Source organism: Streptomyces sp. NPDC051822 (genome assembly GCF_044452745.1).
Lineage (GTDB): Bacteria > Actinomycetota > Actinomycetes > Streptomycetales > Streptomycetaceae > Streptomyces.
The window spans coordinates 1-20,410 of the sequence record NZ_JBITBZ010000015.1 but is presented as its reverse complement, the minus strand read 5'-3'; the positions used below and the strand labels follow the sequence as shown (position 1 = coordinate 20,410).

At 72.9% G+C, this 20,410-nt stretch carries 27 protein-coding genes and 1 pseudogene; 17 read left to right on the top strand and 11 right to left on the bottom strand.

Annotated features, from left to right (window positions below; translation table 11 throughout):
• Positions 1-47: 47 nt before the first annotated feature.
• Positions 48-668 (bottom strand): RNA 2',3'-cyclic phosphodiesterase, encoded by a 621-nt coding sequence (thpR, locus tag ACIA8N_RS33355; protein WP_365784565.1) that lies wholly within the window; start codon positions 666-668, stop codon positions 48-50.
• A gap of 285 nt (positions 669-953) precedes the next feature.
• Here thpR and ACIA8N_RS33350 point away from each other — a divergent pair, with 285 nt between their 5' ends.
• Together ACIA8N_RS33350 and ACIA8N_RS33345 are read left to right on the top strand one after the other, a co-directional pair.
• A complete protein-coding gene (locus ACIA8N_RS33350; protein ID WP_365784563.1) occupies positions 954-2,096 on the top strand; it encodes a hypothetical protein in 1,143 nt (380 codons plus the stop codon).
• Complete coding sequence (locus ACIA8N_RS33345) at positions 2,012-3,004, top strand: hypothetical protein (protein WP_365784561.1); 993 nt, start codon at positions 2,012-2,014, stop codon at positions 3,002-3,004. Before ACIA8N_RS33350 ends, ACIA8N_RS33345 begins: the two co-directional genes overlap by 85 nt.
• Before the next feature lie 58 nt (positions 3,005-3,062).
• On the opposite strand, the gene ACIA8N_RS33340 is transcribed toward ACIA8N_RS33345, so the two are convergent.
• Together ACIA8N_RS33340 and ACIA8N_RS33335 are read right to left on the bottom strand one after the other, a co-directional pair.
• A complete protein-coding gene (locus ACIA8N_RS33340) occupies positions 3,063-3,857 on the bottom strand; it encodes a DUF2071 domain-containing protein (protein WP_365784559.1) in 795 nt (264 codons plus the stop codon).
• Between the two features lie 197 nt (positions 3,858-4,054).
• Positions 4,055-5,254 carry a S8 family serine peptidase gene (locus ACIA8N_RS33335; protein ID WP_365784557.1) on the bottom strand — a complete coding sequence of 400 codons (1,200 nt, stop codon included), beginning with the start codon at positions 5,252-5,254 and terminating at the stop codon, positions 4,055-4,057.
• 282 nt (positions 5,255-5,536) lie between these two features.
• Between ACIA8N_RS33335 and ACIA8N_RS33330 the strand changes: the two genes are divergently transcribed.
• Positions 5,537-6,049, top strand: coding sequence for a DinB family protein (locus tag ACIA8N_RS33330; RefSeq protein WP_365784669.1), 513 nt, complete (start codon positions 5,537-5,539; stop codon positions 6,047-6,049).
• Positions 6,050-6,147: 98 nt separating this feature from the next.
• Here the strand turns inward: ACIA8N_RS33330 and ACIA8N_RS33325 are convergent, their stop codons facing one another.
• On the bottom strand, positions 6,148-6,708 hold the full coding sequence (locus tag ACIA8N_RS33325) for a flavoprotein (protein WP_365784555.1): 561 nt from the start codon (positions 6,706-6,708) through the stop codon (positions 6,148-6,150).
• A 161-nt stretch (positions 6,709-6,869) separates the two neighbouring features.
• Here ACIA8N_RS33325 and ACIA8N_RS33320 point away from each other — a divergent pair, with 161 nt between their 5' ends.
• Positions 6,870-7,097 (top strand): hypothetical protein, encoded by a 228-nt coding sequence (locus ACIA8N_RS33320; RefSeq protein ID WP_030213749.1) that lies wholly within the window; start codon positions 6,870-6,872, stop codon positions 7,095-7,097.
• Between the two features lie 14 nt (positions 7,098-7,111).
• On the top strand, positions 7,112-7,480 hold the full coding sequence (locus ACIA8N_RS33315; protein ID WP_365784553.1) for a fic family toxin-antitoxin system, toxin component: 369 nt from the start codon (positions 7,112-7,114) through the stop codon (positions 7,478-7,480).
• Between the two features lie 9 nt (positions 7,481-7,489).
• Here the strand turns inward: ACIA8N_RS33315 and ACIA8N_RS33310 are convergent, their stop codons facing one another.
• The 4 genes from ACIA8N_RS33310 to ACIA8N_RS33295 form a co-directional block, all read right to left on the bottom strand.
• Complete coding sequence (locus ACIA8N_RS33310; RefSeq protein ID WP_365784551.1) at positions 7,490-8,347, bottom strand: maleylpyruvate isomerase N-terminal domain-containing protein; 858 nt, start codon at positions 8,345-8,347, stop codon at positions 7,490-7,492.
• A 120-nt stretch (positions 8,348-8,467) separates the two neighbouring features.
• Positions 8,468-9,631, bottom strand: coding sequence for an oxygenase MpaB family protein (locus ACIA8N_RS33305; protein ID WP_365784549.1), 1,164 nt, complete (start codon positions 9,629-9,631; stop codon positions 8,468-8,470).
• Between the two features lie 52 nt (positions 9,632-9,683).
• Positions 9,684-10,736, bottom strand: a complete 1,053-nt coding sequence (locus tag ACIA8N_RS33300) for a polyprenyl synthetase family protein (RefSeq protein WP_365784547.1) — start codon at positions 10,734-10,736, stop codon at positions 9,684-9,686.
• Positions 10,729-11,007, bottom strand: coding sequence for a polyprenyl synthetase (locus ACIA8N_RS33295; protein WP_365784545.1), 279 nt, complete (start codon positions 11,005-11,007; stop codon positions 10,729-10,731). The genes ACIA8N_RS33300 and ACIA8N_RS33295 overlap by 8 nt, the downstream gene beginning before the upstream one ends.
• Before the next feature lie 270 nt (positions 11,008-11,277).
• Here ACIA8N_RS33295 and ACIA8N_RS33290 point away from each other — a divergent pair, with 270 nt between their 5' ends.
• The 3 genes from ACIA8N_RS33290 (at position 11,278) to ACIA8N_RS33280 (ending at position 12,551) form a co-directional block, all read left to right on the top strand.
• Positions 11,278-11,481, top strand: coding sequence for a cold-shock protein (locus ACIA8N_RS33290; protein WP_030213732.1), 204 nt, complete (start codon positions 11,278-11,280; stop codon positions 11,479-11,481).
• Positions 11,482-11,629: 148 nt separating this feature from the next.
• Entirely contained in the window at positions 11,630-12,061 is a 432-nt protein-coding gene (locus ACIA8N_RS33285; RefSeq protein WP_365784543.1) for an STAS domain-containing protein, read from the top strand.
• 1 nt (position 12,062) lies between these two features.
• Entirely contained in the window at positions 12,063-12,551 is a 489-nt protein-coding gene (locus ACIA8N_RS33280; protein ID WP_365784541.1) for an ATP-binding protein, read from the top strand.
• Here ACIA8N_RS33280 and ACIA8N_RS33275 read toward each other — a convergent pair.
• Together ACIA8N_RS33275 and ACIA8N_RS33270 are read right to left on the bottom strand one after the other, a co-directional pair.
• Positions 12,484-13,416 carry a SigB/SigF/SigG family RNA polymerase sigma factor gene (locus ACIA8N_RS33275; protein WP_365784539.1) on the bottom strand — a complete coding sequence of 311 codons (933 nt, stop codon included), beginning with the start codon at positions 13,414-13,416 and terminating at the stop codon, positions 12,484-12,486. The genes ACIA8N_RS33280 and ACIA8N_RS33275 overlap by 68 nt on opposite strands.
• Before the next feature lie 232 nt (positions 13,417-13,648).
• A complete protein-coding gene (locus ACIA8N_RS33270; RefSeq protein WP_030213722.1) occupies positions 13,649-13,804 on the bottom strand; it encodes a hypothetical protein in 156 nt (51 codons plus the stop codon).
• Between the two features lie 184 nt (positions 13,805-13,988).
• Between ACIA8N_RS33270 and ACIA8N_RS33265 the strand changes: the two genes are divergently transcribed.
• The 3 genes from ACIA8N_RS33265 to ACIA8N_RS33255 all read left to right on the top strand — a co-directional run bounded on the left by ACIA8N_RS33265 (position 13,989) and on the right by ACIA8N_RS33255 (position 15,367).
• Complete coding sequence (locus tag ACIA8N_RS33265; RefSeq protein WP_365787874.1) at positions 13,989-14,579, top strand: type 1 glutamine amidotransferase domain-containing protein; 591 nt, start codon at positions 13,989-13,991, stop codon at positions 14,577-14,579.
• Positions 14,580-14,631: 52 nt separating this feature from the next.
• Positions 14,632-14,826, top strand: a complete 195-nt coding sequence (locus ACIA8N_RS33260) for a CsbD family protein (RefSeq protein WP_365787872.1) — start codon at positions 14,632-14,634, stop codon at positions 14,824-14,826.
• A gap of 124 nt (positions 14,827-14,950) precedes the next feature.
• The gene (locus ACIA8N_RS33255; protein WP_365787870.1) at positions 14,951-15,367 is read left to right on the top strand and encodes a CBS domain-containing protein; all 417 of its coding nucleotides are present in this window, start codon (positions 14,951-14,953) and stop codon (positions 15,365-15,367) included.
• A 99-nt stretch (positions 15,368-15,466) separates the two neighbouring features.
• Here the strand turns inward: ACIA8N_RS33255 and ACIA8N_RS33250 are convergent, their stop codons facing one another.
• Positions 15,467-16,003: an isochorismatase family cysteine hydrolase gene (locus ACIA8N_RS33250; protein WP_365787869.1), complete on the bottom strand. Its 537-nt coding sequence runs from the start codon at positions 16,001-16,003 to the stop codon at positions 15,467-15,469.
• A 153-nt stretch (positions 16,004-16,156) separates the two neighbouring features.
• On the opposite strand from ACIA8N_RS33250, the pseudogene ACIA8N_RS33245 reads away from it, so the two are divergent.
• The 6 genes and pseudogenes from ACIA8N_RS33245 to ACIA8N_RS33220 form a co-directional block, all read left to right on the top strand.
• Positions 16,157-16,627: pseudogene (locus tag ACIA8N_RS33245) on the top strand (SRPBCC family protein); the annotation flags it as partial.
• Between the two features lie 216 nt (positions 16,628-16,843).
• Positions 16,844-17,809 (top strand): LLM class F420-dependent oxidoreductase, encoded by a 966-nt coding sequence (locus tag ACIA8N_RS33240; RefSeq protein WP_365787867.1) that lies wholly within the window; start codon positions 16,844-16,846, stop codon positions 17,807-17,809.
• A gap of 85 nt (positions 17,810-17,894) precedes the next feature.
• Positions 17,895-18,119 (top strand): DUF6480 family protein, encoded by a 225-nt coding sequence (locus ACIA8N_RS33235; RefSeq protein WP_365787865.1) that lies wholly within the window; start codon positions 17,895-17,897, stop codon positions 18,117-18,119.
• A 60-nt stretch (positions 18,120-18,179) separates the two neighbouring features.
• Positions 18,180-18,692 carry a DUF5709 domain-containing protein gene (locus ACIA8N_RS33230; RefSeq protein ID WP_365787863.1) on the top strand — a complete coding sequence of 171 codons (513 nt, stop codon included), beginning with the start codon at positions 18,180-18,182 and terminating at the stop codon, positions 18,690-18,692.
• 76 nt (positions 18,693-18,768) lie between these two features.
• Positions 18,769-18,987, top strand: coding sequence for a hypothetical protein (locus ACIA8N_RS33225; protein ID WP_365787861.1), 219 nt, complete (start codon positions 18,769-18,771; stop codon positions 18,985-18,987).
• A gap of 88 nt (positions 18,988-19,075) precedes the next feature.
• A complete protein-coding gene (locus tag ACIA8N_RS33220) occupies positions 19,076-20,257 on the top strand; it encodes a hypothetical protein (protein WP_365787859.1) in 1,182 nt (393 codons plus the stop codon).
• Positions 20,258-20,410: the final 153 nt, after the last annotated feature.

The following is a 20,410-nucleotide window of genomic DNA, read 5'->3' as shown; positions in this document are numbered from 1 at the left end:
GGAAACACGCCCGGGGACCACCGCCGGTTGCGACACCGCCCCGGGCCTCAGCTTCCGTCGAACGACCACGACTCGATGTCGCGGTACCGGATCGGCCCCGGTCCGCGCCCGAAGTCGCTGCCGACCAGGTGGAGCCGTTCGGCCGGCCAGCGGCGGCCGGTGAAGCCGTCCAGTCCTGCGGCGATGTCCACCACGCTCGACCGGTCGTCGCGCCGGGCACGGGCCAGCGTCAGATGCGGCCGCAGCGGACGGTCCTCGAAGGGGACATCGCACTCCCTGACCACCGTGCGCACATCGGAGGCGAGCCGCCGCAGCTCGTCCAGGTCCCCTTCGATCCCGCTCCACAGCACCCGCTCGTCGAAGTGCCCGGCGCCGCGCAGCGCAAGTCCGACCGGCCGGCGGGAAGCCGCCAGGCCGGCGAGCGGCGGACGCAGGAGCGGCACGGTCGCGACCGGGAGCTCGCCGAGGAAGGCCAGGGTGATGTGCCAGTCCTCGATGCGGTTCCACCGCAGGTGCGGGTAGGCGTCGTACGCGGGGCCCAGTGCGCGCGCGAGCTCGTCCTTCGCCTCGTCGGGCGGAGCGAGGGCGATGAAGACGCGCACGGTGGCGGCCCGGTCACGGTCGTCCCCACCGGGCGGCTCCGTCCGCTGCCCGTGCGCCTGCGTCATGTTCCGTTCCCCGCTCGCCGTGCGTCCGGTATCCCGCGATCCGCACCCGTGTCCCGTCCGAGGCGAGGGTACGTGGTGCCCGAGCCGCCCCGGGCCCCCGGGGGCATACCGCCGACCCCGGCGGCCGGTGGCCGACAAGCGGAGCGCGCCCCGCGCGCTCCCTCGCGGGGGTGGTTCCCGGGGGCCGGTGGGCCCATTCCGGCACGGCCCGAGGGAGAGGGGGGCGGACCGGCACGAAGCTGTGCGCTGCTCCCGTACACCCGCGAAGACGGAGGTTCTTCCCCCATGACCCATGGACAGCTGAGACCGGCGGAACGCCGCCGCGGACCGGGCGGGAGGGCCGGGATGCCGGCCGCGCTCGGAACGGCACTCGGCATGGCGCTCGTCCTCGCGCTCCCCGGGACGGCCCTGGCCGCCCCAGGCGATCTGGATCCGACCATCGGTCCCGACGGCCGGGTGACGACCCCCGTCACCGGCTATGCGGAGGGCCACGACATCGCACGGCAGGCCGACGGCAAGCTGGTCGTGGTGGGGGCGAGCGAGTCCGGCTTCGCGCTCGCCCGGTACGGCACCGACGGCGCCCTCGACCCCGGTTTCGGCGGGGACGGCACGGTGATCAGCGACTTCGGCGGCGGCGGAGGCACGGCCAACGCCGTCGCGATCCAGCCGTCGGACGGGAAGATCGTCGTGGCGGGCACGACCGCGGTGTTCGACGAGGAGGGCGGCGGCTGCTGCTTCTTCTCCGTGGCCCGCTACCACCCCGACGGCCACCCCGACCTGAGCTTCGGCGACGGCGGCCTGGTGCGCGTCGCCGAGTTCGGCGGGTCCGCGGACGGCGCGGACGTGGCGGTGCAGCCCGACGGCAGGATCGTCGCCGTGGGCAAGCCCGGTGGCGGCGGTTTCGCGGTGGTCCGCCTCGGTGCCGACGGGAGCCTCGACCCCGGCCTCGGCGGCGACGGCGCGGTGGTCGCGGGATTCACGGCCACCTCGCCCCAGGACGGCGGCGGCATCGCCCAGGGCATGGCCCTCCAGCCGGACGGGAAGATCGTCTCGATCGGCTACGTCGGGAACACCGCCTTCGACATCGGCGTGGCCCGCTACAACACCGACGGCAGTCTCGACACCACCTTCAGCGGCGACGGCATGGTCACCGCGGACTTCGGCGGCACCGAGTTCGGCAACGCCGTGGCCGTGCAGCCCGACGGCAAGATCGTCGCGGCGGGTTCCGGAGGCGCCGGCTTCGCCGCCCTCCGCTACCACGCCGACGGCACCCCGACGCGGGCTTCGGCACCGGCGGGCGTACGTCCGTCAACGCCCCGGGCGACGGCGGCATCGCGTACGACATGGCGCTCCAGGGGAACGGCAAGATCGTGCTCGCCGGCCGGGCGGCCGACCCGAACAGCTCCGAGGCCCACGGCTTCGGCCTGACCCGTCTCCACACCAACGGCACGGTGGACACCGGCTTCGGCGGCGACGGCTTCGTGGTGACCGGCTTCGACGACTTCGGCGAGGCCCGCGGGGTGCTCGTCCAGCCGGACGGGAAGATCGTCGCGGCGGGCTACGGCGCGGGCTTCGCCTTCGCCCTCGCCCGGTACCAGGGCGGCGACGGCACGACCCCGCCCCCGCCGAGCGCGGATCTGCGGGTGACGAAGACCGGCACGGCCACCGTCGGCATCGGCGACCGCGCCACGTACACGGTGACGGTCTCCAACGCCGCCACGTCCACCGCCACCGCGACCGGCGTCACCCTGACGGACACCCTCGCGGGCGCCGGCGCGACGCTCGTCTCGGCCGTCCCCTCGCAGGGCGGCTGCACCACCACCACGACGGGCGCCACCTGCGCCGTCGGCTCGCTGGCCCCGGGCGCGAGCGCGACCGTCACGGTCACGGCGGAGCCCAGGAGCGCCGGCACGCTCACGAACACCGCCACCGTCAGCGGCACACCTCAGGACCCGATGACGTCCGACAACACGGCCGCGGCTTCCACCTCGGTGAACAACAGCCGCGGCTGCACGATCATCGGCACCAGCGGCGCGGACACCCTGAACGGCGGCAACGGCAACGACGTGATCTGCGGCCTCGGCGGCAACGACACCCTCCGGGCGAGCTACGGCCACGACACCGTCCACGGCGGCTTCGGCAACGACAACATCGACGGCGGCATCGGCGACGACACCCTCAACGGTGGTTCCGGCGGCGACACCCTGACCGGCTCGTACGGCAACGACCGCCTCACCACCACCGACGGCACCGCGGGCAACGACACCGCCAACGGCGGCCCCGGTACGGACACCTGCACCACCGACCCCGGCGACATCCGCGTCAGCTGCCCCTGACACGCGGCCGGCCCGGCCCCGCACCGACCGCCCGGAGCACCGCGCCCCGGGCGGTCGGTCAGGCGTCGCCGTCGCGCGGACGGGGGACGAACCCGAGGTCCGGCCGTGGCGGCGGCCCGCCGAAGCGGACCGGTACGCCCGGCGAGTAGAGCACGCTCACGGGCGCGCCCAGGGGCCGGGGCAGACCCGCGGCCGCGACGAGCGTCTCGTCGCAGCCGAGGAGCCGGGCACGGTGCAGCGGCCAGCGGGGATGGGTGTTCGGGAGGTACATCGGACGCCCGCGGAAGGAGCTGTGCATGCCCCAGCGGGCGGTCAGGAAGTGCTCCAGCGCGGTCGGCTCCTCGACCCGCTCGCCGATCCCGACGCGGATCGCGCTGTCCGCCCCCCGGGGCCCCGGCCACCGCCGGCTGCTGGTGTACGTCACGGTGGAGCCGTCGCTGCGGACGCTCATCCGCGACCAGACGTAGGGGATCCGGAACGCCCAGCGGCCGACGGCCACGGGGATCAGACGGGACGCGTCGAGGGAGCGGAAGACGACACCGCGGCGTCCGTGCCCGTCCACGGAGTACAGCCGGACGTTGGTCTCGGGGAAGCTGCCGAGATAGGGGAGCCCGGGGAGGCGGAACCAGCCGACCCGGTGCATCCGGAAGGCGACGAGTCCCACATAGGTGACCCCGTCCAGCGTGTCGGGCACCGTTCCGGCGGGCAGCAGCGGGGCCACGTCGGCGGGGTCCACGGCCCAGTGCAGGAAGGTCAGGTCGAGCCAGGACTGGGTGAGCAGCGTGCGGTCGGTGCGGTGCGGCGGGTCGGCCGATATGGGCTCCGGCTTCATGGCGGGCGGCGTCTGCTGCATGGGGGCAGTATCTCGTCGTCGCACGCGGGAGGTGGCCCTCCACGGGTGTGTGAAGGGCCACCTCTCGTGACGCGGTGGTCGGCCGACCGGTGGTGCGGTGGTGCGGTGGTGGTCATGCGGTCATGCGGTCATGCGGTCATGCAGTGGTGCAGTGGTGCAGTGGTGCAGCGGCTCAGTGGTGCGATGGTGCGGTGTGGCTACGGGGCCACCTTGAGGAGCTTGTTCGCGGTGCCGGCGGAGGGGTTCTTGATGGCGTCCGCGGTGGCCGCGCCGGTCAGCGCGGTGGAGATGTCGGCGGGCGTCGCCGACGTGTTGGCCGCCAGGTAGAGGGCCGCGGCGCCCGCCACGTGAGGCGCGGCCATCGACGTCCCGGAGATCGTCTTGGTGCCGGTGTCGCTGTCGTTCCAGGCCGAGGTGACGTCCGAGCCGGGGGCGTACAGGTCGACCACGGCGCCGAAGTTCGAGAAGTCGGACTGCTCGTCGTCCTTGGTGCTGGAGGCCACGGTGAGCGCCTCCGGCACGCGGGACGGCGAGCCCTGCCCGGCGTCGGCCGACTCGTTGCCGGCCGCCACCGCGAAGGTCACGCCGGAGGCGATGGCCCGCTTGACCGCCGCGTCGAGCGCCTCGTCGGCGCCGCCGCCGAGGCTCATGTTCGCGACCGAGGGCCCGGAGTGGTTCTGGGTCACCCAGTCGATGCCCGCCACGACCTGCTCGGTGGTGCCGGAGCCGTTGTCGTCCAGGACGCGCACGGCCACGATCTTGGACTTCTTGGCGACGCCGTGGGCGGTGCCGGCGATGGTGCCGGCCACGTGGGTGCCGTGGCCGTTGCCGTCGTCGGCGCTGTCGTCGTTGTCCACGGCGTCGAAGCCGTGCTGTGCCCGGCCGCCGAAGTCCTGGTGCGAGATCCGGACGCCGGTGTCGATGACGTACGCGGTCACGCCCTCGCCGCCGTTGTCCGGGTAGGTGTACTTCTCGTCGCCCGCGGTCGCGGCCTGGTCGATCCGGTCCAGGCCCCAGGACGGCGGCTTCTCCTGGGTCTCCTTGATGCTGAAGCGCTTGTTCTGCACGACCGTGCCGACGGCGGGGTCGGCGGCGAGCCGCTTGGCCTCCTCGACCGTGAGGCCGGACGCGGAGAAGCCGTTCACCTCGGAGCCGTACGAGCGCTGGAGCGTGCCGCCGTACTTCTTCGCGAGGTCCGCCTTGTTCGCGGATGCGTCGAGGATGACGACGAAGCTGCCGGCGACGGCGCCCGGGGCGCCGAGGCCGTGCACGGTGCCCTCGGCCGGGGTGGCGGCCCCGGCGAGGTTGCCCGCGAACAGCGCCGCGGCGGCCGCGGCAGCCGTACCTGTGGCTATGGCCGCGTTGCGAAGGCCGTGGGATCGCTTGTGAGTTGCCATGAAAGAGGTTCTCTCCTCGTGTTGACGTGTGGGGCGTCAAACGTTCGAGAGAAACCCTGTGCGGGTTGGCAGGAGCAAATCAAGAGCGAACCCGGGGTACGGGGTTATTCAACAAGGTTTCTTAATGATCTCTCCGCATCGCCTTCACGCCGCACACGCGATCTCGCGAACTCCCTTGCGGAATAATCGTTTGTGCACCGGGTCCCGGCTCACCATCCTCGGCACGTGGACACAGCGAGCGACGTACCCGAGCGGTGGAGTGGGGCCAGCGTCTACCCCGACATGTGGGCGGACCCCGACAAGGATCCCCGGCACAGCGAAGGCCCCGCTCCCGACGGTGAGTTGGCGACGCTCCAGGACTTCCTGGGCGGTTATCGGCACACCCTCCTGATGAAGTGCGAGGGCCTCGGCCCTGAGCAGTTGGCCCGCCGGTCGGTCCCGCCGTCGACCATGTCCCTCCTCGGCCTGGTCCGCCACCTTGCCGAGGTGGAGCGGGACTGGCGCAACTGGATCCTGCCGGAGAACCCGGAGCCCGAGCTGTACGGGGCGGCCGACGGCGACTTCGAAGGAGCCGTCGCCGAACCGGAGGTGGTAGAGGGCGCCTTCGCCGATCTCGCCCGCGAGCAGGCGGCGACCGACGCCGCCCTCCTCGCGTGCCCGGACCTGGGCGCCCGGGTGATCCAGGACGACACCGCGGTGCGGGAGCTGTGGGTGCACCGGATCGAGGAGTACGCCCGGCACTGCGGACACGCCGACCTGCTGCGCGAGTGCGTGGACGGCCGCGTGGGGCAGTAGCGGCTCCCGGCGCGGGACGCCCCGGGAGCGCGCGGCGTCAGAACGCGCGCCCCCGGCGGGACCCGGAACGGCCGGGCGGATCCGACCCCCCGATCGCTTCACCCCAGGGGCGGCAGCCCCCGGCCGGCCACGTCCGCCACGGCGTCGAGCGCCGCGCGCCACGGATACGTCTCCGGGTTCCCCCGGCCCGGCTCGTGGGGGACGAAGCCGCCCTCGCCGTACACGACCCTGACCCCGGCTCCCCGCAGCGTCTCGATCGACCGCTCGAACTGGGGATGCGCGACGTACGCCGCGTTCACGCACGGCATCACCGCCATCGGCAGCCCCTTCCCGATGCCCTCGGCCACCACGCCCACGAGCCACTTGCCCGTGAGCCCGAGGGCCCACTGGTTCACCGTGTCGAAGGTGGCCGGCGCGACGAGGACCGCATCCGCCTCCGGCCACACGGCCGGATCGCCGGGCAGGGAGTAGTCCCACCGCACGGGGTGGCCGGTGAGCACGGCGAGGCCGTCGAGGGAGTGCGCGAGCCAGCGGGCCGCCGTCGGCGTGAGGCCGAGGCACACGTCCCAGCCGTCCGCCTGCGCCTCCTCGATGACCCGGGCGACGTCGAAGACGGGCGGGGCCGCGCTGCTGAACAGGTACAGGGTCCGAGAATCCATGGCCCCATCCGATCACAGGGATAGGCGCAGGTCACGAGGGTATCCCGCCACCCTGGCCGCGACGAGGATCCCGAACCGCGGAGGCGCCGGCCCCGCCGCCCCCTGCCGCGCCCGGCGCCCGCCCTCTGCCGCGCCCGGCGCCCGGCCGCTACCGTGGGCGCATGGCACGCGAGATCAGGATCGAGATCAGCGAAGAGGCGTACGAGGCGCTGGAACGTGCCGCGGCCGAGCAGCGCCTGCCCGCAGAGGACTACGCGGGCCGTGTCCTGGACGCCGACCTGAAGCGCGCGCGGTTCTTCGAAGGCGCCCGCTCCTTCGTGGGCCTGCACGGCCCCGCCTTCGCGGAGCGCTTCGGCCGCCCCGCGGAGCACGGCACCGGCGCCGGCTGAACCGGGTCTGAGCGTTGCTCCGGATCGACCTGTCCTGGCTGCTCGCCGTCGCCCAGTCCGAGATACCCGGCGATCCGGAGATCTCCGACTGGGGAGCGCTGGAGGCCGCCCGCGCCCGCCACGTCTTCCATGTGATGGACACCCCGGTGTACGACCGGCCGCACCACCGGGCCGCCGCGCTCCTGGAGCAGTTCGTCCGCGTCCCGGCCCTCGAACACTCCAACGAGCTGTACGGCGTGGTCGTCGCGGCGGCCTATCTCCACGCCTCCGGGTACCCCGTCGACGTGTCGGCGGAGGAGGCCATCGACCTCGTCGAGCGGGTGGCCGAGGGCCGCATCGACGTCCGGCGGATCGCCGAGGTCCTCGATGAGTGGACCCACTGACGGCCGCGGTCAGGGCGTGACGATGAGTTCGCCGAGCCGCGTCGCGAGCCACGGTCTGCGCCCGCCGGCCCGCAGCCCGCCGCGCGCCACCGCCTTCCAGACCGGTGTGCGCCGGAACGACACCAGCAGGAACGCGACCGGTGCCGCCGTGATCCGGCAGTCGTACGCGCGCGGCGGGGCGTCGCGCGTCACGGTCGCCGTGCCGTCGTCGACGACGACCGCCAGTCGGGGACCGCCCTTGAGTACGAGGTCGAACGCGATGCGGACCCCGCGCGCCTTCACCGTGTCCAGGGCCGCCGGCATCGTCGTCGGCATCGACTGCCCGATCACCAGACCCGCCTCGTCCGGACGGATCGACCAGGGCCGTCGGGCCCCGCGCGCCATGTCCAGGCCGTGCACGAGGCTCTCACTGAGCATCAGACCGGTCGCCGCCGACAGCGGGACCGTCCGTTCCCTCCCGAGCCAGGGCGCGGCGACGGGAGTGTCCGGAGCGAGGCCCTCGGTGACCCGCAGGAACGTCTCGCCCCGCTCGACGACGACCTCGTGGAGACGGGCCCGTTCCTCCCGGCCGAGGAGACCGACGGACAGCGCGTTCACGGCCGCGATCCGCTCGCCGAGCGGCGCGTCGCCCCGCGGCATGATCCCGTCCCAGTCCATGGGCTCGCCGGTGAAGCCGGCGGCGTACGCGAAGTACGCGCCCGCGAGGTGCGCGCCGACGTCGCCGACCGTCCACACGGGAACCCCGGAAGGCGCGTCCATGTCGGGGACCTCGCGCAGCAGCCGGGCCAGCCGGGGGAGCACGGCGCAGAAAGCGGCACGGGTCCTCTCGTGCTCGGCGACGGGATCGAACGGCGTGAAGGCACCCATGGGAATCCCCCGAATCGCGGACAGGGCCCGCAGGTTACCGCTGGGTACACCCGAGGTGACAGGGGTCGGGCACCGCCGCCGCGCTGAGCGGCAGACCTGTCGCCCGGCCGCCCGCCCGGTTCAAGGTGAGACCGTGGCCGGGGGCGGTGTCCACCGCCTGGTGCGGGACGGGGCGCCGGGAAGGCCGTGTTCCTCCCTGAGGTGCTCGGGGACGGCGTAGTGCATGACGCGCCCTCGAGTGAGGGAGGACAGCTCGAAGCGGGTGGTGAGGTCACCGAGCCGGTCGAGCGCCCAGGCACCAAGGGGTGAGCGGTCCTCGATGGTCTCGAGCACGCCGAGGAGGTGGGGCACCGTCTTGACGACGGTGTCCCAGGGCGTGCTGGGGACCTCCAGCCAGTCGGCGCAGGTGTCCCCGACGAGGTAGCGGACCAGCGCGGGCACCATCGGATCGAGCAGGGTCCCCGGCACGACCTCCTCGTACAGGTCGATGAGCTGCCGGGTCAGCAGGGCGCCCTCCGGGGACGGGCCCATGTGCCGGATCATGTACCGGTCGAGGAACTCCCGTGCCTCGTCGAGGGACTTGGGGACGGCCTCCTGGTCGACGCCGAGCAGGGCGCCGACCACGCGCCAGGCGTAGTAGTAGGAGGCCGCTCCCTCCTCGGACATGTGGATGCCGAGGCGGTGCAGGCTGTCGAGGACGAGCAGCGAGAAGAACATCTGCCCGCCGATCATGTCCTCCTGGCAGATCGGCACCCCCGACACCGCGGTGTCCCAGCGGTCCTCGCGCGCGAGGTGGTGACGGATGGAGGCGTGCAGCAGACGGACCTTCTGCGCGGCGGGAAGGAACCGGCTGCCGGCCTCGAAAGCGTCGGGCCGCATCAGGTAGACGGTGAACTGGCCGGTCGCCGCCATGCGCGTGGCCGGGTACTTCAGACCGTGCGTCGTCGACAGCAGCTTCGCCACGTGCGGGACGAGGTAGCACGCGGGCATGGCGGCGAAGGACAGCGCGGTGGCGACGTGCACGTTGTTGTCGACGAGGAACAGCCGGGCCCGTTCCATCTCGTCCCAGTCCACCCAGGAGGGCGGCGCGCTCGTGGCCGCCAGGTACTCCCGCGCGACGTCGGGCAGGCCGTCCGGCACGGGAGCGCCGGCGGTGGAGAAGAACCGCATCAGGGTGTTGTACGTGCCGGTCTCGCCGCGCTCGAAGAGAGCGGCGACGGTGGCGTCGGCGAGTTCGTCACCGGACTGGCGGAGGGCGTTCGTCGAGGCGTCGGTGGGTGCCATGGCAGGGCTCCTTGTCTCCGCCGGGGCGTCGGCCGCGCCCCGGCGACGGGTGTCAGGACCGCCGGGTCGCCGCCGAGTGCGCCAGGGCGGTCAGGGCGGCGTCGGCGGGCGCGGGCACGTCGAGGTCGCGAAGGGCGGCGAGCGCCTCCTCGACCCGGGCGGTGATCATGTGCTCGACGCGGTCGGGCGTCCGCAGCCGGCGCATCGTGTCGCGTACGGCCTCCAGCCCGTCCTCGTCCAGGTCGGGCCGGCCGAGCAGGGCGCTCAGCCGGTCCCGCTCGTCGGGTCCTGCGAGGCGCCACGTCTCCGCGAGCAGGGCGGTGGGCCGGTGGCCGCGTACGTCGTCGGAGCCGTCCTTGCCGGTGTGCCGGGGGTCTCCGAACAGGCCGAGGAGATCGTCCCGCAACTGGAAGGCCTCGCCCAGCGGCAGCCCGTAGGCGCTGTACCCCTCGCGCAGCCGCTCACCCGCCCCGGCCAGGGCGCCGCCGATCAACAGGGGCTGCTCGACGGTGTACTTGGCGGTCTTGTATCGGATCACCTTCAGCGAGGCCGCCGTGTCCGGCGCGGCACCGGTGTGCAGGATCTCCAGGCACTCACCGGCGATCAGGTCCCGGGCGAGCGCCGCCCACAGCGGTCTCGCCCGGCCGAGGTAGGCGGCGGGCAGGCCGCTGGTCGCGAACAGCTGCCCGGCCAGCGACATGAGCAGGTCCCCGACCAGCATCGCGAGCGACCTGGCCGCCTCCGGCGGCCGCGGATGGTGCCGTACGGCGCCGGCGAGGGCCACGTGGGCGCTGGGCCGTCCGTGCCGGAGCGGGCTGTCGTCGATGAGGTCGTCGTGCACGACCGCGGCCGCGTGGACCAGTTCCATGGACGCCGCCGCCCGCAGCAGCGCCTCGCTCTCGGGCTGCCGGGCCGCGCGCCAGCCCCAGTAACAGAACGCCGCCCGCAGCCGCTTGCCCGCCGCGACCGCCGCCTCCACCTGCTCGGCCACCGGGGCCAGGGCCGGGTCGACCGCCGCGAGGAGGTCGGCCTCGTCGGCGACGAACCGGTGCAGCACCGCGTCGACGCGGGCCCGGAACGCGGCCGCCTCCCACCGCTCAGTCACCCGCAGCCACCCGCCGGGCCAGCACGTGCTGGGCGAGCACCTCCAGATGGGCGGGGGGCACGGCCGTGTAGCGGTCGAGCACCAGACGCCCCCGCGCGGCCAGGTCCCGTTCGGCCTCCGCGACCAGCTCCGCGGCGTCCGAGCGGTGGGCGAGGCCCCGTACGGCGCCCAGGGCGGAACCGAGCGCGCCCACCGCCACGTCCGCGAGCCCGGCGGCCAGCAGCACCGCCTGCCCCGCCGGGCCTCCGTGGCGTCCCGTGTCCCGCGTCATGACCTCTCCCCACCCACAGCCGGCTCCGACGGGGCGGCAGGATCGCGACCGCCCACGCAAGGATCGGGGCGCGCGTGCCGGGCCGGCGGCGCAACTCACGGACGAGTGATCGACTCGCTCGGGCGTACGGATTTCGAGTGGCGCGGTAAGAAGATCGGAATCATGGGTGTAGGTACGGGCGAGGCGGGGGAGGACAGGTGTGGACGCCCGCAGAAGGGCGCCGCAGCGCCCGGCACCGGGGTCGCTGCCGGATTGACCAGAAGGACGAGCATGGCCAGCGGCACCGTGAAGTGGTTCAACTCCGAGAAGGGCTTCGGCTTCATCGCCCAGGACGGCGGTGGACCGGATGTATTCGCTCACTACTCCAACATCTCGGGCAACGGATACCGCGAGCTCACCGAAGGTGAGGCCGTGACGTTCGACATCACGCAGGGCCAGAAGGGCCCGCAGGCGGAGAACATCGTCCGCGGCTGATCCGGCCCCGCGCATCCGCTTTCCACGGCGTCCGCACTCTGTGCGGGCGCCGTCCGCGTGCCACGACATGGGCACGGTCAGGGCGTGGAAAAAGGTGTAGAAAGGGCAAAAGTAATCAGAAGGCTGGTGAGCGAAGGCTGGTGAGCGCATGCGGAACGAAGAGCGGACGGAGCGCGGGGAGGGAGACCTGCCCGACCGGTTCCGGGCCGGCGGCGTCAGCGTGGAAGTACGGCCCGTGCCGGACTCGGACACCGTCGTCCTGGTGCTCGCGGGCGAACTCGACCGCGATTCCGTCGCCCCGCTGCGGGAACAGCTAGAACGGGGGGACGGCAGCGGGCGGGTCGTCGTCGACTGCTCCGGCCTCGGGTTCTGCGACTCGTCCGGGCTCAACGTGCTGCTCAGGGCCCGGCTGCGGATGGTGGAGGCCGGAGGGAGCCTGGACCTGTCCGGACTGCGTCCCCCGGTGGACCGGATGTTCGACATCACCGGCGCCCGGAGCGTCTTCCACGTGTACGAGAACACGGAGGACGCGCTCTCCCGGCGCGGCCACGAAGGCGGCGAGGGACATGTCGGGGGGTGACATGCCGGAGAGGGTGGACGGCACCCGGGAGCAGGTGCGCAGGCTCGCGCTGTACGGGACCCGCGGCGTGGTCTCACGCTGCCGGGACTTCACCGCGCAGGCACTCGCCGAATGGGGCTGGATCCCCGCGGAGAGCGAGGAGGCCGAGCAGCGGGTCGAGGACGTGCTGCTCCTGGTGTCCGAGGTGGTCACCAACGCCTGTCTGCACGCCGGCGGCCCGGAGGAGCTGGTTCTGCGGCACGGTCACGGGTGGCTCCGCGTGGAGGTGGCGGACACCAACCCCGAGCACCCCCTCGTCCAGCAGACCCGGTCGCCCGCGCTGCCCGGCGGCCACGGCCTGATGGTCCTCGACAGGCTGGCCGGGGACTGGGGCAGCGAGGACAGGGGCCCGGGAGTGGTCGGCAAGGTGGTCTGGCTGGAGGTCAGTCGCTCGTCGCGGCCGCCGTGGCGTCCGGCTCCTCCTCGGCCTCCTCGAGGAGGCCCTTCCTGAGTTCGCCGAGGATCCGGGTCAGCAGCCGCGAGACGTGCATCTGGGAGAGTCCGATGCGCCGCCCGATCTCCGCCTGGGTGAGTTCCTCGCCGAAACGGAGCTCAAGGATGTGCCGGTCGCGTTCGGGGAGCCGCTCGAGGAGCGGCCGCAACGATGTCAGGGACTCGATCAGCTCGTAGGAGGGCTCGGACGTGGCCAGGTGCCGCGGGCTGGCGCCGGGCGCCGAGTCCTCGTCACCCGCGGGAACGTCCAGGGAGCGGGCCGCGTAGCCGTGGGCCGCCAGCTGGCCCTCCGTGATGTCGTCCTCCGTGAGATGCAGCCGCGCCGCGAGTTCGGCGCGGCTGGGCCGGCGGCCGAGGTTCTGCTCCAGGGCGTCGGCCGCCTTCGCGAGGTCGATCCGCATCTCCTGGAGGCGGCGCGGGACGCGCACGGCCCAGCTGGTGTCGCGGAAGAAGCGCTTCATCTCGCCGACGATCGTCGGCAGGGCGAAGGCGGAGAAGTCGATGGAGCGGCCGGGGTCGAAGCGGTCGATCGCCTTGATCAGACCGATCGTGCCGACCTGGATGATGTCCTCCACGGGTTCGGCGCGGTTCCTGAACCTGCGGGAGGCGAACTTGACCAGGCTGAGATTGAGTTCCACAAGGGTGTTGCGGACGTACGCGTGCTCCGGCGTGCCCTCCTCCAGTACCCGCAGTCGTTCGAACAGCGCGACCGAGAGGGTCCGCGCGTCGTCCGTGGAGACGGCGGTGGGCCGGGTCGGCTCGGGCAGGCCGTCGAGCGCTGCCCGTCGGGTCTTGGCGCCCGCCGTTTCGACGGTTCCCGGGGCCGTGGCGGAGGTGACCGAAAGGTCACGGACGGTGGACATGAAAAGCTCCTTCGACGGTGGCAATGGGCCTCCGTCGCCGCCGAGGGGGCGGAGCCGCGGGGCCCGTCAGTCGAGCGTCCTGAAGAAAGCCTGCCCGTTGTCCGACGTTTTGACACGGTTTAGTCCAGATTCGTCCGGTGAGGCCTCGCACCGGAGCCCGCGCCCCGGAGGATTCCGGGGCGCGGGCCGGCCCTCATGGCGTGAACGCCCTCTGAGGCGGGGAACCCCCGCCTCACCAGCGGTACCAGCGACCGTTGCCACTCCGCATCAGGAACCCGAGCAGCCACACCACGAGCACCGCGATGGCGATCCACCAGAGCACGTCGAGGGCGAAGCCGGCGCCGAACAGGATCAGGATCACCAGGAGGACGAGAAGAAGGGGAACCATGGCAGAACCTCCGTTGCCTCTGGGGCCGGCCGGTCCTCGGCGCGAAACCCTTGGATCCCCGGCGTTTCCCCCCTAGCCGGGAAATCATGTGCGGCTCGTTCTCCCCGGCGTACGAGGTTTGCGCGGCGCCTGCGCGGTGACCCGCAGGAATGGTGGGGGGCCGACCCGCAGAGAGGAATGTGCCGTGTCGCGTGACGGCAAGCCCGACGGAAAGCTCGACGGAAGGAGCGTCCTCGTCCTGACGACGAACTACGGGACGGAGCAGGTCGAACTGGAGAAGCCCATCGCCGTCCTGCGCGAGGCCGGAGCCCGCGTCACGGTGGCCGCGCAGAAGGACGAGCCCGTCCAGACCCTCGTATCGGACCGCCGCCCCGGCTCAGAGGTCGCACCGGACACGAGGCTCGCGACAGCCACCGCGGACGGCTTCGACGCCGTGGTCGTCCCGGGCGGCACTGTCAACGCCGACCGGCTGCGCACCGACGACGAGGCACTGCGCCTGGTCTCGGCCTTCGCCGACGCCGGCAAACCGGTGGCCGCGGTCTGTCACGGCCCCTGGCTCCTCGTGGACAGCGGACTGGCCAAGGGCCGTGAACTGACCTCGTACCCGTCGCTGCGCGCCGACCTGGAGAACGCCGGAGGCACGTGGGTGGACCGGGAGGTCGTCGTCGACACCTCCGGACGCCACCCCCTGATCACCTCCCGCAGGCCCGACGACCTCGACGCCTTCGCGGGCGCGATCGTCGACGCCCTCGACGGCGGCGGGAACCGTGGATGACGCCTGCCGACGAGGACGCCCATCGATGAGCAGGACGAGAAAGGAGCCCCTCATGGCCAAGAAGAGCGGTGTGGAGAAGACCAAGGGAAAGATCAAGGAGACCGTGGGCAAGGCGACGGGCAACAAGCGGATGGAGGCCGAGGGCAAGACCGAGGAGATGAAGGGCAAGGCCCGTGAGGCCATGGAGAAGGGGCATCGGCGCAGCGGGAAGGCCGTCGACGACATGAAGCCGCGCCCGCCCGCCTAGGGCCCGCCGACCTCACCCGTGGGTGCCGGGCCGGGTGTTCCCCGGCCCGGCGGCCGCGGACCGGGGTGCCCGGCCGGGCACCCGTCAGACACAGCCACCACGACCCTGAGTGCAGGCGATAGTCATGACCACCGCACGCGACATCATGACCCCGGACGCGACCTGTGTCCGCTCCTCCGAGACCCTCGTCGACGCCGCCCGGAAGATGGTCGATCTCGATGTCGGCGCGCTGCCCATCTGCGGCCCCGACGAGAAGCTGAAGGGCATGCTCACCGATCGCGACATCGTCGTGAAGGCCGTCGCCCAGGGCAAGGACCCGGCACAGTGCACGGCCGGCGAGTGCGCGCAGGACGAGATCATCACCGTCAAGGCGGACGACAGCGTCGAGCAGGTGCTGAGCGTCATGAGCGAACACAAGATCCGCCGCGTCCCCGTCATCGACGGACACATCCTCGTCGGCATCATCGCCCAGGCCGATGTCGCCCGTTCCCTCTCCGACCGGCAGACCGGCGACCTCGTGGAGACGGTCTCGGAATCCTGACCCGGCCCGGAGGCAGACCCGACGCGCCGCGGCCCGGTGGCGAGCGCACCGCCACCGGGCCGCGGCACGCGCTCGGGACCCACCCGAGGCCGCCGGGAGTCACCACGCGATGTCGGCGGCGTCGACGATCCGACCGCCCATGTTCCGCTCCACCATCCGCAGGGCCGCGTCCGCCAGGTCCCCGTGGATGTGGGCCACCGCGTCACGCGGCACCGTGACCCCGAGGTGCCGGATGTGCGCGTCGAGGGCGGAGTAGAGGACGCACTGCTCGGTCACCTGCCCCGTGAGGACGAGCCCGTCGACCTCCAGACCGCGCAGCAGATAGGCGAGCGGCGTCTCGTAGAAGATGGAGTGGCGGGCCTTGACCACGAACAGCGAGTCCTCGTCGGGCCGGACCGGCTCGACGAGTTCGGGGTGGTCGCCGGAGAGCGCCATGTCGAGGATCTGGCCGTGGTGGGAGCGCCAGCGGCCGAAGTTGTCGTTCGCGTAGATGACCGGAACACCCGCCGCCCTTGCGCGCCGCAGCAGATCCACGATGCCGGGTATGGCCCGGGCCACCGACGGGACGAGACGCTCCGCGTCCTCGTGCCGGTAGGCGTTCAGCATGTCGATGACGACGAGCGCGTCCTTCGCCAAGGCCGACTCCCGGTTCGTTCCCAGTATGTGACGGTATATGCCGGTATATCCACGCTACCGGCCCGTCCGCGAGGCGCCAGGCGACCGGGCATGGGGCGCGGATCGCCGGGTACGCGCGACGGTGTCCGAGACAGACGTGAAGGAGAGGACGTCATGAGCAGGGTCGAGCAGACGATCGATGTGGATGTTCCGCTGCGGACGGTGTACGACCAGTGGACGCAGTTCGAGGAGTTCCCGAGGTTCATGGAGGGCGTGGAGGACGTACGGCAGACGGACGACCGGCACTGCCACTGGCGGACGAAGGTGGCCGGGGTGCGGCGGGAGTTCGACACGGAGATCGTCGACCAGCTGCCGGACGAGCGCGTGTCGTGGCGGACGGTGGCCGGGGACGTGCAGCAGAAGGGTGTCGTCAGCTTCCAGCCCCTCGACAGTGAGCACACCCGGGTCCGGCTGGCCATGGACGTCGAGTCCGACGGTTTCCTGGAGAAGGCCGCGGACGCGATGGGTGTGCTGGACCGGCGGGTCAAGGGCGACCTCCGCCGGTTCAAGGGCTTCATCGAGGAGCAGGGCCGGGAGACGGGCGGCTGGCGCGGCCGTATCCGTCCCGCCGACGCGGGGACGAGCGCCGGCGGGGAGACCGGGCGGAGCACCCCTGGCGCCGCCATGGGTGAGGGACCCGGGCCGGTCCCGGCGGAGCCCGGACCCAAGAACATGCCCACCCCCGGGAACGAGCGGAATGCCTGGCCGATGCCGCCCGGCCCCGAGGACCCGAACCCCCGCGGCGGCATGTGACGGGCCCGGGACCGTTTCAGGCACGCCCGCCGTGGCAAGTCGCGGGGCATGATGCGCATCGGATACACGATGATGACCGAGCAGGCAGGCCCCCGTGAGCTGGTCGGGCACGTGGTCGAGGCGGAACGGGTCGGATTCGACTTCTCCGTGATCTCCGACCACTCCTTCCCCTGGCTGGCGTCACAGGGCCACGCACCGTACGCGTGGAGCGTCCTCGGAGCCGCCGCGCAGGCGACCACCCGCATTCCCCTGATGACCTTCGTGACCTGCCCGACCTTCCGCTACCACCCCGCGGTGATCGCGCAGAAGGCGGCGACGCTGCAACTGCTGTCCGAAGGCCGGTTCCGGCTGGGCCTCGGCTCGGGAGAGAACCTCAACGAGCACGTGGTCGGCCGGGGCTGGCCCTCCGCACGCGTCCGCCTGGACATGCTCGACGAGGCCGCCGAGATCATCCACGCCCTGTTCTCCGGGGAGTACGTGACCCGGCACAGCCGCCACTTCCAGGTCGACGACGCCAAGCTGTGGGACGTCCCCGACACGCCGCCGCCCGTCGGCATCGCGGTGTCGGGGCCCCGCTCCTGCGCGCTGGCCGGCCGCCACGGCGATCTGCTGATCGCCACGGAGCCCGACCGCGAACTCCTTGACGCCTTCGACGCGCAGGGCGGTGCGGGCAAGCCCCGCATCGGCCAGCTGCCGGTCTGCTTCGACACCGACAGGGACGCCGCCGTGGGCCGGGCCCACGAGCAGTTCCGCTGGTCCGTGGGCGGCTGGCGCCTCAACGCCGAACTCCCCCTCCCGGCGGGCTTCGAGCAGGCGACCGAGTACGTCCGCCCGGAGGACGTGGCGAAGAGCGTCCCCTGCGGGGACGACGTCGGCGCCGTCGTGGACGCCGTCCGCCCCTTCGCCGAGGCCGGCTTCACCGACCTCGCCCTCGTCCAGGTCGGAGGCGCCCACCAGATGCCCTTCCTGCGCTGGGCGGAGACGACGCTGCTGCCCGCCCTCCGCGACCTCTAGGGAGACCCGGGACGCGCCGCCGGATCGTCGGGACCGGGCCGTTCGACCGTACGGACCCTCTGTACCCCGAGGGAGATGAGACCTCATGACCGCACCGAGCAACCCCGACCCGGACCCCAGGAACCTCCCGGACGGCGGCATGCGACCGGGCGAGACACCGCCGGCGGAGTCGGGGACCGGAACGGGAACAGGCCCGCACCGGCCACCCCGGCGCGGCTGGGCCACCGGCCCCCTCCTGCTGCTGTGGATCCTGGTCGTCGTGTGCGCCCTGTTCTTCCTCGTGTACGCGATCATCCTGGCCACCGACTGACCGGGCACCGGCCCGCAGTACACCCGCCCACCCGCTCACCGAGACGAAGGGAAACCCGCCATGGTCAGCGACGAGCCCGACCCCGGCGCCCGCGGCGACGACGTCTACCAGCCCACCCACTCCGACGTGGACAACCGGCCCTCCGGCGAACTCGATCCGGACAACGCGATCGTGACGGACCCGCTCGAGGACATGTCCGTCCCCGGCTACTCCCCGCCCGAGCGCCCGCGCGGCGTCACCCGGCACGGCACCACCCAGCGCGAGCAGCGGGAGGGCGAGTCGCTCGACGAAAGGCTCGCCCAGGAGGTCCCGGATGCGCCGCCCCCCGAGGGCGACGGCATCGGGGACCTGCCGGAGGGAGCGGGCGAGCCCGTCGACGAGGAGGCCGGTGCGACCCGGGCCGGCCGGCTCGCCCCGGTCGCCACGCGGGTGGGCCGGGTCGACCGCGCCGTCGCCCGGGACGTCGGCCCCGACGACGGGGCCGCGCCCGCCGAGGAGGCCGCGATGCACGTGGACATCGCGGCGGACAGGACCGAGGAGGAACGGACGGCCGCGTCCGAGGGCGAACCGTAGGCGGTGGAGCCCGCCGCATGCCCGCCGCGAGCCGGGGCAGTCGCCCTCCGAGGACCCCGACGAGTGGAGGAAGGCCATGAGCGCGCGCAGGGACGGACCCCGCGAGCACGCGTCGGACGACGCGGTGCGGCGGCAGCACGAGCTGGACCGTGAGGCCGCCCGCGCCCGCGAGGCACAGCTGCTGGGCGACGGCGACGACGCGATGCGGCAGACCACTCCCTCCCAGGCGGAGGGCGAACGCCGGACGGAGGACGAGACCGGCACCAGGGAGACGAAGGGGCGCCGCGGAAGGTGAGTGACCGGTACAGACCCGGGACGACCCGTGACCGACCGAAAGGCGAAAGCTCAGGCGACGATGCCCGCCCGACATCATTGGGGACACCATGGACCTCGACTTCCTCAAACCGCTTCTGGAACGTTCCGGCCCCTGGGCCTCCGTCTTCATCGAGACGAACCGGGCCACCGAGGACGCGGTGAAGATCCAGAACCTCCGTGACCGATCCGTCGTCAGCGCCCTCGTCGACGACGGCGCCGATCCGGCCACCGTCGGCGCGGTAGCGGACCGGCTCGCGTCCGAGCCCGCCTCGGGCGCCCCGCCCGGGCGCGCCCTCTACGCCACGGCCGGGGAGATCGTGCTCGATCTGCCCCTCCCCGTGGCCCCGCCGACCGTCGAAGTGACCTGGTCGAGCCTCCCGCACATCGCCCCGCTGATGTTCCTGCGGACCGACGAACCGGACTGCATGGTCGCCCTCATCGACCGTACGGGCGCCGAACTGGAGCGGTGGCACTCCTTCGGCAGGGAGCACATGGGCACGGCCGAGGGGGAGCAGTGGCAGGGCCGCGGCCACCGAAGCATGCCCGAGGACCGCTACGAATGGCACTACACCAACAAGGTCGAGGGCGCCTGGGACGAGACGGCCGAGATCATCGCCGCCGAGATCGCCCGGCGCTGCCCCCAGGACGGCGGCACGCTGCTCGTCCTCGCCGGGGACGCACGCGAGCGCGCGGCCGTACGGGAACGGCTCCCGCAGCAGCTGCGGAACATCGCCGTCGACGTGGAGAACGGCAGCCGGGCCCCCGGCGCGTCCACCGAGAACCTCGCCCGCCAGGTCGAGGAGGCCCGCTCCCGGTACGCCCGCGAACGGGTGCAGCGCACGCTCGACGCGTTCCGCGCGGCGCGCGGGCGCCCCGGCGAGCACCGCGAGTCGACCGTCGAGACGTCTCCCGGCCCCGCCGCCGAAGGCGTACCCGCCGTGGTGGAGGCCGCGCGGGAACACCAGGTCGCCACGCTGCTCCTCGGCCACGACGCCTCCGACGCCGGGCGGCCCGTCTGGGTCGGCACCGGCGCGTACGACATCGCCGTCGGCCGCACCGAGGCGAAGGGCTGGGGGTTCGGCAGGGCTGAGGAGGCCCGCGCGGACGACGCCCTGCTGCGCGCCTGCGTCGCCGCCGACTCCGAAGTGCTCGTGGTGCCCGAGGACATGACGGGCCCGGCGGGCGGTCTCGGCGCCGTACTGCGCTGGACCCCCGGCCCGGCGTCGTCCCAGACGCCGACGCCCGTCTGACCGACCCCGATCCGACGAAACCCCCGGTCGCGGGGGGGGGGGGGGGGGGGGGGCGGGCGGGGGGGGGGGGGGGGGGGGGGGGGGGGCGGGGGGCGGGGGGGACGGCCACGCATCCGCTGGTGAGGAGCGCGGCGAGGATGAGGAGCGTCGTAC

What these genes read in the sequence shown, in the direction of transcription:
- ACIA8N_RS33325 (WP_365784555.1), bottom strand. Translation starts at nt 6,708, where the DNA reads ATGGATTCTCGGACCCTGTACCTGTTCAGCAGCGCGGCCCCGCCCGTC.
- ACIA8N_RS33345 (WP_365784561.1), top strand. Translation starts at nt 2,012, where the DNA reads ATGGCGCTCCAGGGGAACGGCAAGATCGTGCTCGCCGGCCGGGCGGCC.
- ACIA8N_RS33235 (WP_365787865.1), top strand. Translation starts at nt 17,895, where the DNA reads ATGACCGCACCGAGCAACCCCGACCCGGACCCCAGGAACCTCCCGGAC.
- ACIA8N_RS33280 (WP_365784541.1), top strand. Translation starts at nt 12,063, where the DNA reads ATGCCGGAGAGGGTGGACGGCACCCGGGAGCAGGTGCGCAGGCTCGCG.
- ACIA8N_RS33260 (WP_365787872.1), top strand. Translation starts at nt 14,632, where the DNA reads ATGGCCAAGAAGAGCGGTGTGGAGAAGACCAAGGGAAAGATCAAGGAG.
- ACIA8N_RS33220 (WP_365787859.1), top strand. Translation starts at nt 19,076, where the DNA reads ATGGACCTCGACTTCCTCAAACCGCTTCTGGAACGTTCCGGCCCCTGG.
- ACIA8N_RS33330 (WP_365784669.1), top strand. Translation starts at nt 5,537, where the DNA reads ATGTGGGCGGACCCCGACAAGGATCCCCGGCACAGCGAAGGCCCCGCT.
- ACIA8N_RS33310 (WP_365784551.1), bottom strand. Translation starts at nt 8,347, where the DNA reads ATGGGTGCCTTCACGCCGTTCGATCCCGTCGCCGAGCACGAGAGGACC.
- ACIA8N_RS33320 (WP_030213749.1), top strand. Translation starts at nt 6,870, where the DNA reads ATGGCACGCGAGATCAGGATCGAGATCAGCGAAGAGGCGTACGAGGCG.
- ACIA8N_RS33230 (WP_365787863.1), top strand. Translation starts at nt 18,180, where the DNA reads ATGGTCAGCGACGAGCCCGACCCCGGCGCCCGCGGCGACGACGTCTAC.
- ACIA8N_RS33305 (WP_365784549.1), bottom strand. Translation starts at nt 9,631, where the DNA reads ATGGCACCCACCGACGCCTCGACGAACGCCCTCCGCCAGTCCGGTGAC.
- thpR (WP_365784565.1), bottom strand. Translation starts at nt 668, where the DNA reads ATGACGCAGGCGCACGGGCAGCGGACGGAGCCGCCCGGTGGGGACGAC.
- ACIA8N_RS33335 (WP_365784557.1), bottom strand. Translation starts at nt 5,254, where the DNA reads ATGGCAACTCACAAGCGATCCCACGGCCTTCGCAACGCGGCCATAGCC.
- ACIA8N_RS33240 (WP_365787867.1), top strand. Translation starts at nt 16,844, where the DNA reads ATGATGCGCATCGGATACACGATGATGACCGAGCAGGCAGGCCCCCGT.
- ACIA8N_RS33285 (WP_365784543.1), top strand. Translation starts at nt 11,630, where the DNA reads ATGCGGAACGAAGAGCGGACGGAGCGCGGGGAGGGAGACCTGCCCGAC.
- ACIA8N_RS33290 (WP_030213732.1), top strand. Translation starts at nt 11,278, where the DNA reads ATGGCCAGCGGCACCGTGAAGTGGTTCAACTCCGAGAAGGGCTTCGGC.
- ACIA8N_RS33295 (WP_365784545.1), bottom strand. Translation starts at nt 11,007, where the DNA reads ATGACGCGGGACACGGGACGCCACGGAGGCCCGGCGGGGCAGGCGGTG.
- ACIA8N_RS33255 (WP_365787870.1), top strand. Translation starts at nt 14,951, where the DNA reads ATGACCACCGCACGCGACATCATGACCCCGGACGCGACCTGTGTCCGC.
- ACIA8N_RS33225 (WP_365787861.1), top strand. Translation starts at nt 18,769, where the DNA reads ATGAGCGCGCGCAGGGACGGACCCCGCGAGCACGCGTCGGACGACGCG.
- ACIA8N_RS33340 (WP_365784559.1), bottom strand. Translation starts at nt 3,857, where the DNA reads ATGCAGCAGACGCCGCCCGCCATGAAGCCGGAGCCCATATCGGCCGAC.
- ACIA8N_RS33350 (WP_365784563.1), top strand. Translation starts at nt 954, where the DNA reads ATGACCCATGGACAGCTGAGACCGGCGGAACGCCGCCGCGGACCGGGC.
- ACIA8N_RS33270 (WP_030213722.1), bottom strand. Translation starts at nt 13,804, where the DNA reads ATGGTTCCCCTTCTTCTCGTCCTCCTGGTGATCCTGATCCTGTTCGGC.
- ACIA8N_RS33275 (WP_365784539.1), bottom strand. Translation starts at nt 13,416, where the DNA reads ATGTCCACCGTCCGTGACCTTTCGGTCACCTCCGCCACGGCCCCGGGA.